The sequence below is a fragment of the Kitasatospora sp. NPDC089509 genome (genome assembly GCF_044749365.1).
Taxonomy (GTDB): Bacteria; Actinomycetota; Actinomycetes; order Streptomycetales; family Streptomycetaceae; genus Kitasatospora.
In genome coordinates, this window is record NZ_JBIVHS010000005.1 from 189,071 (window position 1) to 201,764 (window position 12,694).

Annotated in this window: 14 protein-coding genes and 3 tRNA genes; 9 read left to right on the top strand and 8 right to left on the bottom strand. The window is 71.8% G+C overall.

The window, feature by feature from the left end; genetic code table 11:
- The first annotated feature begins 140 nt into the window (after window positions 1–140).
- Window positions 141–213, top strand: a tRNA-Asn gene (locus ACIP4P_RS13035).
- Window positions 214–275: 62 nt separating this feature from the next.
- Window positions 276–348: transfer RNA gene (locus ACIP4P_RS13040), tRNA-Asn, on the top strand.
- A 135-nt stretch (window positions 349–483) separates the two neighbouring features.
- Here the strand turns inward: ACIP4P_RS13040 and ACIP4P_RS13045 are convergent.
- Both ACIP4P_RS13045 and ACIP4P_RS13050 read right to left on the bottom strand, forming a co-directional pair.
- A complete protein-coding gene (locus tag ACIP4P_RS13045; protein ID WP_400917373.1) occupies window positions 484–1,233 on the bottom strand; it encodes a trypsin-like serine peptidase in 750 nt (249 codons plus the stop codon).
- A gap of 121 nt (window positions 1,234–1,354) precedes the next feature.
- Window positions 1,355–2,203 carry a trypsin-like serine peptidase gene (locus ACIP4P_RS13050; protein ID WP_400917374.1) on the bottom strand — a complete coding sequence of 283 codons (849 nt, stop codon included), beginning with the start codon at window positions 2,201–2,203 and terminating at the stop codon, window positions 1,355–1,357.
- Window positions 2,204–2,393: 190 nt separating this feature from the next.
- Between ACIP4P_RS13050 and ACIP4P_RS13055 the strand changes: the two genes are divergently transcribed.
- Window positions 2,394–2,467, top strand: a tRNA-Ile gene (locus ACIP4P_RS13055).
- A 311-nt stretch (window positions 2,468–2,778) separates the two neighbouring features.
- Here ACIP4P_RS13055 and ACIP4P_RS13060 read toward each other — a convergent pair.
- From ACIP4P_RS13060 to ACIP4P_RS13075, 4 genes are all read right to left on the bottom strand, one after another.
- Complete coding sequence (locus ACIP4P_RS13060) at window positions 2,779–3,087, bottom strand: hypothetical protein (protein WP_400917376.1); 309 nt, start codon at window positions 3,085–3,087, stop codon at window positions 2,779–2,781.
- 177 nt (window positions 3,088–3,264) lie between these two features.
- Window positions 3,265–3,552, bottom strand: a complete 288-nt coding sequence (locus ACIP4P_RS13065; protein WP_400917378.1) for a hypothetical protein — start codon at window positions 3,550–3,552, stop codon at window positions 3,265–3,267.
- On the bottom strand, window positions 3,536–5,008 hold the full coding sequence (locus ACIP4P_RS13070; RefSeq protein WP_400917380.1) for a hypothetical protein: 1,473 nt from the start codon (window positions 5,006–5,008) through the stop codon (window positions 3,536–3,538). The genes ACIP4P_RS13065 and ACIP4P_RS13070 overlap by 17 nt, the downstream gene beginning before the upstream one ends.
- A gap of 75 nt (window positions 5,009–5,083) precedes the next feature.
- Entirely contained in the window at window positions 5,084–5,416 is a 333-nt protein-coding gene (locus ACIP4P_RS13075) for a WXG100 family type VII secretion target (RefSeq protein WP_400917382.1), read from the bottom strand.
- A 243-nt stretch (window positions 5,417–5,659) separates the two neighbouring features.
- Between ACIP4P_RS13075 and ACIP4P_RS13080 the strand changes: the two genes are divergently transcribed.
- From ACIP4P_RS13080 to ACIP4P_RS13095, 4 genes are all read left to right on the top strand, one after another.
- On the top strand, window positions 5,660–6,607 hold the full coding sequence (locus ACIP4P_RS13080) for an SPFH domain-containing protein (RefSeq protein WP_400917384.1): 948 nt from the start codon (window positions 5,660–5,662) through the stop codon (window positions 6,605–6,607).
- 10 nt (window positions 6,608–6,617) lie between these two features.
- Window positions 6,618–6,845: a hypothetical protein gene (locus tag ACIP4P_RS13085; RefSeq protein ID WP_400917386.1), complete on the top strand. Its 228-nt coding sequence runs from the start codon at window positions 6,618–6,620 to the stop codon at window positions 6,843–6,845.
- A 41-nt stretch (window positions 6,846–6,886) separates the two neighbouring features.
- Window positions 6,887–7,516, top strand: coding sequence for a GPP34 family phosphoprotein (locus ACIP4P_RS13090; protein WP_400917388.1), 630 nt, complete (start codon window positions 6,887–6,889; stop codon window positions 7,514–7,516).
- Between the two features lie 120 nt (window positions 7,517–7,636).
- Window positions 7,637–8,548 carry a 1-aminocyclopropane-1-carboxylate deaminase/D-cysteine desulfhydrase gene (locus ACIP4P_RS13095; RefSeq protein WP_400917390.1) on the top strand — a complete coding sequence of 304 codons (912 nt, stop codon included), beginning with the start codon at window positions 7,637–7,639 and terminating at the stop codon, window positions 8,546–8,548.
- Between the two features lie 16 nt (window positions 8,549–8,564).
- On the opposite strand, the gene ACIP4P_RS13100 is transcribed toward ACIP4P_RS13095, so the two are convergent.
- Window positions 8,565–10,067 (bottom strand): LCP family protein, encoded by a 1,503-nt coding sequence (locus ACIP4P_RS13100; protein WP_400917392.1) that lies wholly within the window; start codon window positions 10,065–10,067, stop codon window positions 8,565–8,567.
- Window positions 10,068–10,187: 120 nt separating this feature from the next.
- On the bottom strand, window positions 10,188–10,652 hold the full coding sequence (locus ACIP4P_RS13105; RefSeq protein ID WP_400917394.1) for a MarR family winged helix-turn-helix transcriptional regulator: 465 nt from the start codon (window positions 10,650–10,652) through the stop codon (window positions 10,188–10,190).
- A 107-nt stretch (window positions 10,653–10,759) separates the two neighbouring features.
- Here ACIP4P_RS13105 and ACIP4P_RS13110 point away from each other — a divergent pair, with 107 nt between their 5' ends.
- Window positions 10,760–11,785, top strand: coding sequence for an NADP-dependent oxidoreductase (locus ACIP4P_RS13110; protein WP_400917396.1), 1,026 nt, complete (start codon window positions 10,760–10,762; stop codon window positions 11,783–11,785).
- A 351-nt stretch (window positions 11,786–12,136) separates the two neighbouring features.
- Window positions 12,137–12,631, top strand: coding sequence for a DUF3145 domain-containing protein (locus ACIP4P_RS13115; RefSeq protein ID WP_350511043.1), 495 nt, complete (start codon window positions 12,137–12,139; stop codon window positions 12,629–12,631).
- The last annotated feature ends 63 nt before the right edge of the window (window positions 12,632–12,694 follow it).

A 12,694-nucleotide genomic window follows, 5' to 3' on the forward strand; every position in this document is an offset into this window, starting at 1 on the left:
GGCGCGCGCGGGGCACGCCGGGCGGGCGGTCCGGGGCGGCCGGCGAAAGCGATTGGCGGACCACCCCCCCGAGTGCGCTAATGTATGTCCCGCAGCGAGCGCCGAGGAGCCCGGGTCACGGGAGCCGAAGCGGAAGCCGATCCCCCATAGCTCAATTGGCAGAGCAGCCGACTGTTAATCGGCAGGTTATTGGTTCGAGTCCAATTGGGGGAGCTCGGGACGAGTGCTCCTAGGAGCACGAGTCCCGTGCCAGGTAAGGAAGTTCAGCACAGCGATCCCCCATAGCTCAATTGGCAGAGCAGCCGACTGTTAATCGGCAGGTTATTGGTTCGAGTCCAATTGGGGGAGCTGCACCGGGTCCGCCCGGTGACTGCTCAGAGCGAAGGCCCCTCGGACGACCGGGGGGCCTTCGTGTTGCCCGGGCCGGTGTCGGGTGCGTCACCCCGCCGGTCGGGCGGGGGCGCCCCGGGCGGGCGCCGGCCGTCAGGTGGTCGCCTTCCGGTAGAGGTCGGCGACCCGCTGGTCGAAGGCCACGCTGTACGAGGTGCCCGGGGTGTCCCCGCCCTCCTGGTAGCCGCCGATCACGCCGACCACCGTGCCGTCGCCGGTCACCCACGGGCTGCCGCTGGTGCCGTCGGTGTAGCCGCCGCAGTCGAAGCGCTCCTGGGTGCCGCTCTGCGACCGGGTCCGGACCGCGCAGGTGATCGGTTCGTCGCTGTCGTTGGGGTAGCCGGTCACCGAGACCGCCAGCCCGACCCCCTTGCCGGTGCCGAGCGGGTTGCCGCCGACCGCGTCCTCGATCTGTCGGCCGCCGGCCGCGCGGACCGTGACGAACGCCACGTCGTAGTCGGGGTCGTCGTCGTCGGCCCAGCGCGGGTCGACGGTGATCGACTGCACCTGCCAACTGCCGTACGGGGTGGCCCCGTTGCGGAAGCCGGGGGTGAACACCAGGCCGTCCAACAGGCCGACCTGCTGGTTCTGCACGCAGTGCGCGGCGGTGACCAGCAGATTGCGCCCGGGGCTGCGCACCACGCTCGCGGTGCAGGAACGGGGGCCCTGCGCGGAGTGGATGGACAGGGTGCCGATCCGGTCCCGGGCCGCGCTCTGCTGGGCGACCTCGGCGTTAGGCGGCTGGTCCGATCCACCGCCGCAGGCGGTGCCGGTGGCCAGCAGCAGGGCGGCCAGTGCGGTCGCTCCGGCCGCGCGCGGGGGCGGCACCGGGCGGGGAGCCATCGGCGCTCCGTCTCGTTCCTCGGGGCGGGCATCCGGGCCGTGCGTTCCGCCGTTCGAGAGGAAGATCTACCAGGCGCCGCCCGGTGGCGCCACTGCCGGGTGTTCGAACAGCGCTGGCGGCTCAGCCGGTGGCCCGGTCGTAGAGCGCCTGGACCCGGTCGCCGAAGTAACTGCTGTACGAGGTGTCCGGGCTGTTGCCGCCCTCCTGGTAGCCGCCGATCACGCCGACCACGGTGCCGGTCCGGGTGGTCGGGTCGAAGTCGGTGACCCAGGGGCTGCCGCTGGTGCCGCCGGTGTAGTCGGGGCAGTCGATCCGCAGCTGGGTGGCGCTCTGCTCGGAGGTGGTGTTGGCGCAGGTGATCGGGACGTCGCTGCTGCCCGGGTAGCCGGTGACCCGCACCGGGACCCGGTAACCGCGGTTGACGCCCAGCTGGTTGGCGCCGAGCACCTGCTGCACCTGTCGGCCGTTCTGCGCCTGGACGACCGCGAAGGCGACGTCCATGTCCGGGTCGGCGTGGTCCTTCCAGCCGTCGTCCACGGTGACGGCCACCAGCGGCCAGACACCACTCGGGGTGTCGCCGTTGCGGTAGCCGGGGACGAAGACCAGGTCGCCGCGCTGGCCGATCTTCGGGTCCCAGACGCAGTGGGCGGCGGTGACGATGAGGTTGAGCCCGGCGCTGTCCACCACGCTGGCGGTGCAGAAGTGGTCGCCGTCCGCGTTGCGCGTGAACACCGCGCCGACCAGACCGTTGAGCACGGTCGGCTTGGCGGTGCGGGTGACCCCGGTGTGCCGGCCCACGGCCCCCCTGAAGCGCTGCTTGTTCCAGCCGTGGCCGTTGGTGGCGGTGGCGGGCGGCGCCGAGGTGACCGTCGGGGCGATGCTGCCCGGCCGCGCGGCGGTGGTGCACCCCGCCGCCGCGAGCACCAGCACCAGCACCCCGGCCGCGGCTCCCGCCCCACGCATCGTCATCGGTCCAGGCTGCCCTGCCGGGGCCCGTCGACGCCACCCGGGCTCGGCCGCCCGGAGAGGCGCACACCGTCGCGCACCCAGCTGCGCCCCCGGCGCGCACCACGGGTGATCGACCGGCTATGCTGCCCGGGACGGCCTCGCGGGGCCGTCTGCTGCTGCCGTGGTCGACGACCGGCGCGCGCGGCGAACCGGGGCGGTAGCTCAGCCGGTTAGAGCAGGGGACTCATAATCCCTTGGTCGTGGGTTCGAGTCCCACCCGCCCCACCCTCAGCTGGCGTGGTCGCCCTCCAGGCAAGTCGCCTGTGACCTGCGAAGACGTGCTCATGTGTCGCTCGGAACTCTAGGGCACCGGGCGTGCCCGGACCTTGTTGCCGCGCCAGAATTCACCCGGATGGGAACGCCATGGGGACGGTGCGGGGTTTGAGCCGCCCATGGGAACCGCGTGAGCCCGTCCGGCTCGTCTGCTGACGGTGATGCATGGGCCCGGCCCCAGACATCGCCCGCTGCGCAGGAGGCCGGTGAGGCTCCGCAGTCGTTACTGCGGAGCCTCACCGGATCGGTTCACTCGCGGAGGACTATGGGCAGGAGCGGAACTCCTGGGGCCAGACGATGAATCCCTCGAATCTCTCCTCGGCTTCTTCGTCCGAAAGATCTCCGCCGATCACGTGCCAGCGCGTGAATTTCCCGGAAATCGCCAGCCGGATGTGGAAGGCCCGCGCCATGTAGGTGACGACCTGGAAGGCCGTTCCAGCCCTGTCGTCAGAAGGTCCCAGTTCGTCGACCAGCTTTCGCAGTACCGGGACGACTGCTTGCTCGGACGTCCAGCAGTCACGGATCGAGTCGATGATCCTGCTGCGGTTCCTCTCGTATTCTTCATCCCCCATATGCCGCCTCCGGCCCGGTGAGTACACCATGACATCCCTGGACATCCCGTGGCCGGACCTTCCAGCGAGTGGCCCTTCCGAATCAATGGGCTTGTAGGGCGCGCTCGACAGGGCTTACCGGGTCTGGACCCCACCGGTCCTGGGTCCTACGCGAGGGGCCGCCTGTCAGCGGTTCTGCTACTCTCCCGCGTTCCGCTCCCGCGTCTTGCGCCGCATCTCCTGCAGCATGGCCAAGGTCTCGGGGTGAACCTCGGCCTTGCTCTCGTCCTCTTCGACGTCCTGCGGGTTCTGTTGGGCCTGCGGGAGGAGTTCGTCGTAGCGGGGATCTCCGGGCTCGAACTTGTACCACCCGTCGTAGAAGTACCCCTCCACGGTCCTTCCGCCGTACTTCAGCCAGATGGTGACGCCGTCCGCGTCCAACATCGGGTAGTCGGTGACTTCGTAAGGCTCAGAGTGCTCGCTCAAAATACTCCTTCAGGAGTTGTGCCGCCTCGCGGTCGCCGAATGTGAATTTCTCCAGCGTCTTGGCCGTCCATTGATTGAACGCCTCGGCGAAGTACTCGTGCGGCTGGCGGAGGTACGGAGTTAGACGGGGGTTGTTGCCGATCCGGTCCATGACCTGTTGCTGTACGTGCTGCCAAACCGGCTGGCGGCTCAAATTGCCGTAGGCGTCATCGACCGCGTGCCCGAACTCATGGACGGCAACACTACTGGGTGTCTTGGCAGTTGAATTGATCAGGAGTCTGCGTTGGCCGGGTACGTACATGCCGGGTACGTGCTCTGCCGGCGACGTGCCGCCCACCGGGCTGACGCCGGCGAGGTGGTAGCCGCCAGGAAGCTGCGTGATCGGCCTGGGGCCGATGCTGACCCCGCCGCCGGGAACCTCTTTCAGGTGGGCCCAGACCTTTCTGAAGACATCGGCCGGCACCCGAGCCAGCTCCGTCTCCACCTTGTCGACACTCGGATGATCTTCAACATACTCAAGTGGCAGCTTGCCGGGCATCGGTAGCTCGACGGGTTTGGCGTGCTTCGGGCCGCGTGGAGCGGTGTCGCCGGGGTGTCCGCGGGGTCCTGTCGCGCCGCCGGCGGCGCCGACGGCGATGTCGAGGGGCAGGACCGGGCCGGTCTTGAACTCGGCGTCGTAGCCGTAGTTGAGGCCGGCGCCGACGGCGATGCGGCCGGGGATGGTGTTGGTGGCGTTGGCGACTTTGCCGGCGGCGGCGAGGGCGACGGAGGCGTTCTCGGTGCTTTCGGCGGCGGTGGAGAGGACGCGGGCGCCGGCGCCGAGGCCGGAGCCGGCGCCGCCCATGATGCCGCCGGTCTTGGCGGAGTCGAGGGCTTCGGTGAGGCTGTAGCCGCCGTCGTCGAAGAATTCGACGCGGATGGGCTGGGCGACGGCGAGGTCGACGGTGACGGCCTCGACGGTGCCGAAGGCGGCGCCGACCAGGATGGTGGCGGCGATGGTGGCGATGGTTTCGGAGACGGCGACGCCCAGGCCGGCCGCGGTGGCGACGATGGCGGCGGCTGCGCCTCCGGCGGCGGCCTCGGAGAGGCCGACGGTGAAGAAGGCGAGGGCGGTGCCGACGACGAGGGTGCCGCCGACGATGGCGGCCTCTTCCTCCAGTTTCTTGATCGCCTTGTCGACCTCGGTGGCGAAGGCGCGCAGGGCCTTGGCGAGGGCGCGGCAGGCTTCGGCGGCGCCGGGGAGCCAGCCCTTGCCCTGGCCGGTGTTGTCCTTGCCGCCGTAGTACCGGCCCCAGAAGGTGCCGAAGGCGTCGATCGCGGGGCCGTGGTTGTTGGCGACGATGGCGGCGGCGGCCTGGTTGGTGGGGGCGGTGACGTTGTCGATGGCGGTGGCCATGGTGTCCCAGGCGTCGGCGACCGTGCGGAGCTTGTCGGGGTCGGCGTCGGGCCACCACATGCCGGTGAGCTTCTGGACGGCCTTGGCGACGGTGGACTCACCCATGGGACGGCCCTCCGTCGGGGCTGCGGCCGGTCATGGCAGCAGGTTCCGTTTGGTGTGGTTGTCGGCGCCCGTGTGGTTGTCGGCGTGGGCGTTCAGTCCCTCGCCGATGCTGCCGAGGCCCTTGACCAGGACGTCGAGTGCGGAGAGCACCTTGTCGTGCGGGCCGTTGTAGGCCGTGGCGAACTCGTTGCCCTGTTTGTCGCCGCCCCAGGGGCTCCCGGCCGCGGTGAGGCTCTTCCTGAGGTTGTCCAGCGCGTCCTTGAGCGCCTTGCTCTGGTTCTCGAAGGTCGGTGCGGCGTCCTTCAGTTCGCCCGGCCGGATCTTGAACTCCGGTCCGCCGGCCTTGGCTGCATCGTCACCCATGGCGCCGCCCCCGTGCTGTCCGTCGACTGACCATCCTCGGGCGTGGGCCCGCCCTGAAGGTGACGATACGTCAGTTTCGATGAGTGGCGTCGGCCGTGTTCGCGACAGTTCGTGCGGGGTGGGCGCGTGTGGTCGGCGAAGCCGGTGCGTGCGCCCTGTTGCGGTGTCGGAAAAAGTGATATCACTTTGACAGCAGGCGCGGGCATCCGCGCCGCGGACATCGTTCTGGGGGGAGTGGGTCCCATGACCACACCGCACATCGCCGTCGAGGACGGCCCGGCCGTCGACCTGCCGGCTCCGAAGGTCACCGAGCGGATCATCACCGGGGCCCCCGGGCTGCCGGTGCTCGGCGGGGCGTTGCTCGGCGTGCTGGCCGGGCTCGGCTCGCTGATCGCCGGAGGGGTCCAACTGGCGGGCGGGAGCAAGGGGGTGGGGATCCCGCTGGTGGTCCTCGGGCCGTTGGTGGTGCTGACCTCGCTGGTGCTGCTCTGCGGGCTGACGGTGGTCTCGCCCGGGCAGGCCCGGGTGGTCCAGCTGCTCGGCCGCTACCGCGGCACCATCCGGGCCGAGGGGCTGGCCTGGCTGAACCCGTTCACCAGCCGGCGTCGGATCTCCACCCGGATCCGCAACCACGAGACCGAGACCGCCAAGGTCAACGACGCGGACGGCAACCCGATCGAGATGGCCGCCGTGGTGGTCTGGCAGGTCGAGGACACCGCGATGGCGGTGTTCGAGGTGGACGACTACACCGACTTCGTCGCCATCCAGACCGAGACGGCCGTCCGGCACATCGCCACCAGCTATCCGTACGACGCCCACCACGAGGGGCAGTTGTCGCTGCGCGACGGCGCGGAGGAGATCGCCCGCAAGCTCTCCGCCGAGATCGCGGCCCGGGTCGCCTCGGCCGGGGTGCGGGTCATCGAGTCCCGGATCACCCGGCTCGCGTACGCCCCCGAGGTCGCCCAGGTGATGCTCCAGCGGCAGCAGGCCGGGGCCGTGGTGGCCGCCCGGCGGCTGATCGTCGAGGGTGCCGTCGGTATGGTCGAGGAGGCCTTGGACCGGCTCGCCGAGCGGGACGTGGTGGAGTTGGACGAGGAGCGCAAGGCCGCCATGGTGAGCAACCTCCTGGTGGTGCTCTGCGGCGACCGGGGCACCCAGCCCGTCGTGAACACGGGCTCCCTCTACCAGTAAGGGCGCGGCGTTGGCGACGGAACGGAAGAAGCTCCTGCTGCGACTGGATCCTTCGGTTCACGACGCGCTGGCCAGGTGGGCCTCGGACGAACTGCGCAGCACCAACGCGCAGATCGAGTTCGTGCTCCGCCGCGCCCTCACCGAGGCGGGCCGGATGCCCAGCGGTGCGGCCCGGCTTCCCCGGCGCGGCCGACCGCCCAAGGAAAGCCCGGAGAGCGGCGGTCCCCCCGAGGACTGACCGCGGTGGCCGGGCGCCACAGACCTTTCGGAGAGACCGAGATGGACCTGCCCGTCACTCTGCCCGAGAAGCTCTACCTGCTCGCCCTCGACCCCGAGCGCGGGCGCCCCACCCACGCGACCGACCTCGATCTGGCCCTGCGGGCGGCGGCGCTCACCGAGCTCCTGCGCCGCAAGCTGATCCGTGACGACGGCCGGCACCCGGCCCCCGTCGACGGCGCGACGGACGGGCTCGACCCGCTCTCCGCCGCACTGCTGGAGCAGATCCACCAGGGGCGGCGGCGCACCTGGAAGAGCTGGATCGGGCGCCAGCGGGGATCGGTGCGGATGGTCCGCGACGGGCTCGCGGCCGCCGGCCGGATCCGGGTCGAGGAGCACCGGCTGCTCGGGCTCTTCCCGGTCGCCCGGGTCACCCTTCCGGAGCCCCGGGTGCGCAAGGCGCTGACGGCGGGCGTCGAGTCGGCGCTGAGCGGCCCGTTCAGCCGGGTCGACCCGGCGGACGCCGCGTTGGTGGCCCTGGTCGACGCGGCCCGGCTGGGATCGGTCCTGGCCTGGCGTCGGCGGCGCGAGCACCGGGACCGGATCGACAAGCTGGCGCCCGCCGCCGGCCCCGTGCCGCGGGCCCTGCGCCGCGCCATCGCCGCGCGGCACGCGGACGGCGCGGCGGTCTGACCGCCCGGCACAGCACCCCCGGAACAGCGCCCCCGAAGCGGCGCCCCGGAACAGCGCCCCCGGCCCGGCTGCCCCACGGCGGCCGGGCCGCCCGGCTTCCGGGGCCCGTAAGCTGGCCGGATGCTCGAACCCGCCCTGCTGCCGACCCCGCTGGTGGACTGCACCGACGAGGCCTTCGCCCGGGCTGGGGTGGAGCTGCGGCTCAAGCGGGACGACCTGCTGCACCCGGGCGTGCCCGGCAACAAGTGGCGCAAGCTCGCGCCCAACCTGGCCTCCGCGGTCGAGCAGGGCCACACCCGGCTGCTGACCTTCGGCGGGGCGTACTCCACCCACCTGCGGGCGGTCGCGGCGGCCGCCGAGGCGCTCGGACTGGAGAGCGTCGGGCTGGTGCGCGGCGAGGAGCTGGCCGACCGGCCGCGCAACTGGTCGCTGCGGGCCGCCGAACGCTCCGGGATGCGGCTGGAGTTCCTCACCCGCTCCGCCTACCGGGAGGCCGTCGGCCGGGTGCCGGGAGAGTACGGTCCGGACGGCCTGCGGCACCGCTGGGGCCGCTGCCTGGTGCTCCCGGAGGGCGGCTCCAACGCCCTGGCGGCGATCGGCGCGGCCGCGATCCCAGCAGAACTGCCCGACCTGGACGGACGGGACGTGGTCTGCTGCCCGGTCGGCACCGGCGGCACCCTGGCCGGCATCGCGGCGGGCCTGCCGACGGGGGCCCGGGCGCTCGGGGTGGCGGTGCTGCGCGGCGGCGAGGGCTACCTGGAGGCGGAGGTCGCCCGGCTGCACCGGGCCGCCTACGGGCGCGCGTTCGACAACTGGCGGATCGACCACGCCCACCACGGCGGCGGCTACGGCAAGGTCCCGGCCGAACTGGCCGCCTTCGCAGGGGAGTTCGAGCGCCGCCACGGCATCCCGGTGGAACACCGGTACGTGGCCAAGCTGCTGGCCGCGCTGGCCGACCTGGCCGCGGCGGGCGCCTTCCCGCGGGGCACCCGCCTGACGGCCGTGGTCACCGGACTGCCGGATCCGGAGTGATCGCTACGGACCCGCGCTACGACCCGAAGGTCAGGTCGGCGCACGGGTCGGTGTCGGCGCCCCGGGTGTTCTCCGCTATGCCGGTCGGTATCCCGCTGGGCGTGCCCGTGCCCGTGGGCGCGGCGGAGGGCGTGGAGACCGAGTCCAGCTGGGTGCCGGGCGACTGCCCGTCCGGGCCGAGGGTGAGGGTGATCCCGCCGGAGCCCGGCTCCTCGACCGTGCGGGCGCCCGGGAAGAGGGCCGCGACCTGGTCGGCGGCGGCCTTCAGGGTGGGGTCGTAGGAGACCTCGGTGTGCTGCTTGCCGGGCTGGTTGGCGCCGAGCGTGACGTTCTGGAAGCCGCGGCCCTTGAGGGTCTCGGCGCCGGAGCCGGCCAGCCCGGCGGTGCCGACGCCGTTGACGACGGTGATCGGGGCGGCGGCCTGGTCCGGGGTGAGCGGTACGTTCGCGCCGGGCGAGGCGGACGCGGAGGCGGCGGCGGAGGCGGTGGCCGCGCCGGTGCCGGCGGTGCTGTGCCCGTCCAGGGTGCGGTCCTCCCGCAGCAGCTTCCACAGCTCGTCGGCGTCCGGCTGGACCAGCCGCACCCGCTCTCCGGCGAAGCGCCAGGGGGCGGTCACGAAGGTGACGTCGGAGAGCTTGATGTCCTCGACGGAGCGGGCGAAGTCGACCAGCTTCATCGCGGTGCCGAGGCCCTCGTCGACGGTGAGCGACTTGGTGGCGGCGTCGGCCAGCGGCAGCAGGGTGGGCAGCGAGAAGCCCTGGTCCTGGACCTTCTTGATCATCGAGGAGAGGAAGGCCTGCTGGCGCTTCATCCGGCCTATGTCGGAGTTGTCGCCGATGCCGTGGCGGGCCCGCAGGTAGTCCACCGCGGACTTGCCGGAGAGCTTCTGCATCCCCTTCTTCAGCTGGATGCCGTACTCGTTGACGTCGTTGGGCACGCAGGCCTCCACGCCGCCGAGCGCGTCGGTCATCGCGGCGGCGCCCTTGAAGTCGACCACGACGGTGTGGTCGATCCGCAGCCCGGTGAGCTTCTCCACGGTGTTCTGGGTGCAGGCCGGGTTGCCCTTGGCGAGTTGGCCGACGCCGAACGCCGAGTTGAACATCTGGTCGGTGCGGGGCTTGGTCCAGGTGCCGTCCGTGAGCTTGCAGGACGGGATGGTGACCAGGGTGTCGCGGGGGATCGAGACGCCGACGGCGTGCTTGTGGTCGGCGTAGACGTGCACCAGGATCGCGGTGTCCGAGTTGCCGACGCCGTCGTCGCCGCCGCCCAGTGCGTTGTTGCCGTCGTCCCGGGTGTCCGAGCCGAGCAGCAGCACGTTGACCGGGACCTGGGCGCCCGGGCTGGCCGGGACGGGGGCGGGCGGGCGCTCGGTGGCGACGCCTCCCGCGTCGAAGGTGGTGATGTTGTTGTCGAGCCGGTGGTAGAACCAGGCTCCCGCCCCCACGACCGACAGCACCAGAACGGCGGCCAGGCCGATGGCGGTCCGCAGGTAACGGCGCCGGCGCGTGCTGCTGCCCATCCTCCGTGCCCCCCGTCTTCAGATCTCCAGCGTTCGACAGTTCGAACGTTAGACGCACCGGAGGGCCGTTCGGTTACCCCCGTGATGCCGGTGAATCGGCCCACGGGGCTGTGATGCTGCTCACGCCTCCGGGCCGGCGGCGCCGGTGAGCATCCGCCGGAGCAGGTCCCGCAGCACCGTCCGCTCCTCCTGGCCGAGCGCGGCCAGCGGTTCGCGGGCGAAGTTCAGCGATTCGCGCAGTTCCTCGGAGGCGGCGGCGCCGGTCTCGGTGGCGGCGACCAGCTTGACCCGGCGGTCCTGGCGGTCGGCCTCCCGGGTCACGAAGCCGCGGGCCTCCAGCCGGTCGACGATGCCGGTGATGTTGGACGGCTCGCAGCTGAGCGTCTGGGCGATGTGGCGCATGGGTAGCGGGCCGCGCCGCAGCAGGGCGAGCACCTTGGCCTGGGCGCCGGTGAGCGAGCGGGCGGCGGCCGCGTCCTCGTACTCGCGGTGGAACAGTGCGACCAGGTTGGCCATCAGGTCGACGACCTCGCGGGTGATCTCGTCGGACTGCGGCGTGGCGGCCTCGGTCTGCTGAGTGTCCATGCCCCAGAGTCTACCTGAAAAGTTGACAACATGAACCTTTCATGCCCATCGTTACTTCAGTTGCTCAACCTTTCACCTGCAGAAACCCCCCTCCGAGGAGCATCTCCATGGCAGAGCAGGCCGTCCCCGCCACCGCCCGCGAATGGCACCTCGCCGCCCGCCCCCAGGGCTGGCCGGTGCCCACCGACTTCACCCTGGTCGAGGCCCCGGTCCGGACCCCCGGTCCGGGCGAGATCCTGGTCCGCAACACCGACCTCTCGGTCGACCCGTACATGCGCGGCCGGATGAACGACGTGAAGTCGTACGTGCCCCCGTTCCAGCTCGGCCAGGTGATGGACGGCGGCGCCGTCGGCTACGTGGTGGCCTCGGAGGCCGAGGGCTTCGCCCCCGGCGACGCCGTGCTGCACGGGCTCGGCTGGCGCGAGTACGCGACCCTGGACGCCAAGCGCGCGGTCAAGGTCGACCCGGCCGCCGCCCCGCTCTCCGCCTACCTCGGCGTGCTCGGCATGCCCGGCCTCACCGCCTACGCCGGGCTGCTCGCGGTCGGCGCGCTCAAGGAGGGCGACAAGGTCTTCGTCTCCGGCGCGGCCGGCGCGGTCGGCTCGCTGGTCGGCCAGATCGCCCGGCTCAAGGGCGCCTCGCTGGTGGTCGGTTCGGCCGGCTCGGCGGAGAAGGTCGCCAAGCTGGTGGACGAGTACGGCTTCGACGCGGCCTTCAACTACAAGGACGCCCCGGTCGCCGAGCAGCTCGCCCAGGCCGCCCCGGAGGGCATCGACCTCTACTTCGACAACGTCGGCGGGGACCACCTGGAGGCCGCGATCGGCGCCCTCGGCGTGCACGGCCGCGCGGTGCTCTGCGGCGCGATCGCCCAGTACAACGAGACCACCGCGCCGGCCGCCCCGCGCAACCTGGCGCTGGCGATCGGCAAGCGGCTGCGCCTGGAGGGCATGCTGGTGGGCGACCACGCCGCCCTGCAGCCGCAGTTCGTCACCGAGGTGGCCGGCTGGCTGAAGTCCGGCGAGCTGCGCACCGAGGAGACCGTGGTGGACGGCTTCGAGAACGCCGCCCAGGCCTTCATCGACCTGCTGCGCGGCGTCAACACCGGCAAGATGGTCGTCCACCTGGAGGGCTGACGCACCATCAGGGAGTTGACCGCCCCGCCGCCCCGACCGGGCGCGCGGGGCGGTTCGCGTGCACGGCGCAGGGGATCCGGCCGCACTACCGCATTCCGGCCGGATCCGAAAGTGCGTCATCCACGGTGCGGTGCCGCGCGGTACGGTGGTCCCGCCCGGCGATGGGGCCGTTCGGGGGAGAGATCCGGCCGAGGGGTAGACCTCGTTGAGGATTCGACTAGCATTGAGCGAAAGCCTGTCCGTTTTGCTCAATTTAGTAGCTTAATGTCGGCTAACGTGGGTAACTGTGGATCAACTGCAGGCACGAGGCAGCTGGGGAAGGCGACCCTCGTCCACAGCCTGGAGGTCCCGGTGACGACACGTGGAGTTCTGTACGTCCACTCCGCGCCCCGCGCGCTGTGCCCGCACGTCGAGTGGGCCGTCGCGGGGGTGCTCGGTGTGCGGGTGAGCCTGGACTGGATCCGCCAGCCGGCCGCACCCGGACACTGGCGCGCCGAGCTCTCCTGGCAGGGGGAGCCCGGCACCGCCTCGAAGCTCGCCTCCGCGCTGCGCGGCTGGCAGCTGATGCGGTACGAGGTGACCAGCGAGCCCTGCGCCACGGCGGAGGGCGAGCGGTACAGCAGCACGCCCAGCCTCGGCATCTTCCACGCCGTCACGGGCATCCACGGCGACATCCTGATCCCGGAGGACCGGCTGCGGGCCGTCCTGCTGCGGGCCCGCAGCGAGGGCGCCGACCTGGAGGCCGAGATCTCCCGGCTGCTGGGCAAGCCCTGGGACGACGAGCTGGAGCCGTTCCGCTACGCGGGCGAGGGCGCGCCGGTGCGCTGGCTGCACCAGGTGGTCTGAGCCCGAACAGGACAGCACGAAGGGGCCGGCGCTCGGATCGAGCGCCGGCCCCTTCGTGGCGGT

Bases quoted from the DNA above. Each gene is read 5' to 3' on its own strand.
- ACIP4P_RS13045 (WP_400917373.1), bottom strand. From the start codon at position 1,233: ATGGCTCCCCGCCCGGTGCCGCCCCCGCGCGCGGCCGGAGCGACCGCA.
- ACIP4P_RS13050 (WP_400917374.1), bottom strand. From the start codon at position 2,203: ATGACGATGCGTGGGGCGGGAGCCGCGGCCGGGGTGCTGGTGCTGGTG.
- ACIP4P_RS13060 (WP_400917376.1), bottom strand. From the start codon at position 3,087: ATGGGGGATGAAGAATACGAGAGGAACCGCAGCAGGATCATCGACTCG.
- ACIP4P_RS13070 (WP_400917380.1), bottom strand. From the start codon at position 5,008: ATGTGGTGGCCCGACGCCGACCCCGACAAGCTCCGCACGGTCGCCGAC.
- ACIP4P_RS13075 (WP_400917382.1), bottom strand. From the start codon at position 5,416: ATGGGTGACGATGCAGCCAAGGCCGGCGGACCGGAGTTCAAGATCCGG.
- ACIP4P_RS13080 (WP_400917384.1), top strand. From the start codon at position 5,660: ATGACCACACCGCACATCGCCGTCGAGGACGGCCCGGCCGTCGACCTG.
- ACIP4P_RS13090 (WP_400917388.1), top strand. From the start codon at position 6,887: ATGGACCTGCCCGTCACTCTGCCCGAGAAGCTCTACCTGCTCGCCCTC.
- ACIP4P_RS13095 (WP_400917390.1), top strand. From the start codon at position 7,637: ATGCTCGAACCCGCCCTGCTGCCGACCCCGCTGGTGGACTGCACCGAC.
- ACIP4P_RS13100 (WP_400917392.1), bottom strand. From the start codon at position 10,067: ATGGGCAGCAGCACGCGCCGGCGCCGTTACCTGCGGACCGCCATCGGC.
- ACIP4P_RS13105 (WP_400917394.1), bottom strand. From the start codon at position 10,652: ATGGACACTCAGCAGACCGAGGCCGCCACGCCGCAGTCCGACGAGATC.
- ACIP4P_RS13110 (WP_400917396.1), top strand. From the start codon at position 10,760: ATGGCAGAGCAGGCCGTCCCCGCCACCGCCCGCGAATGGCACCTCGCC.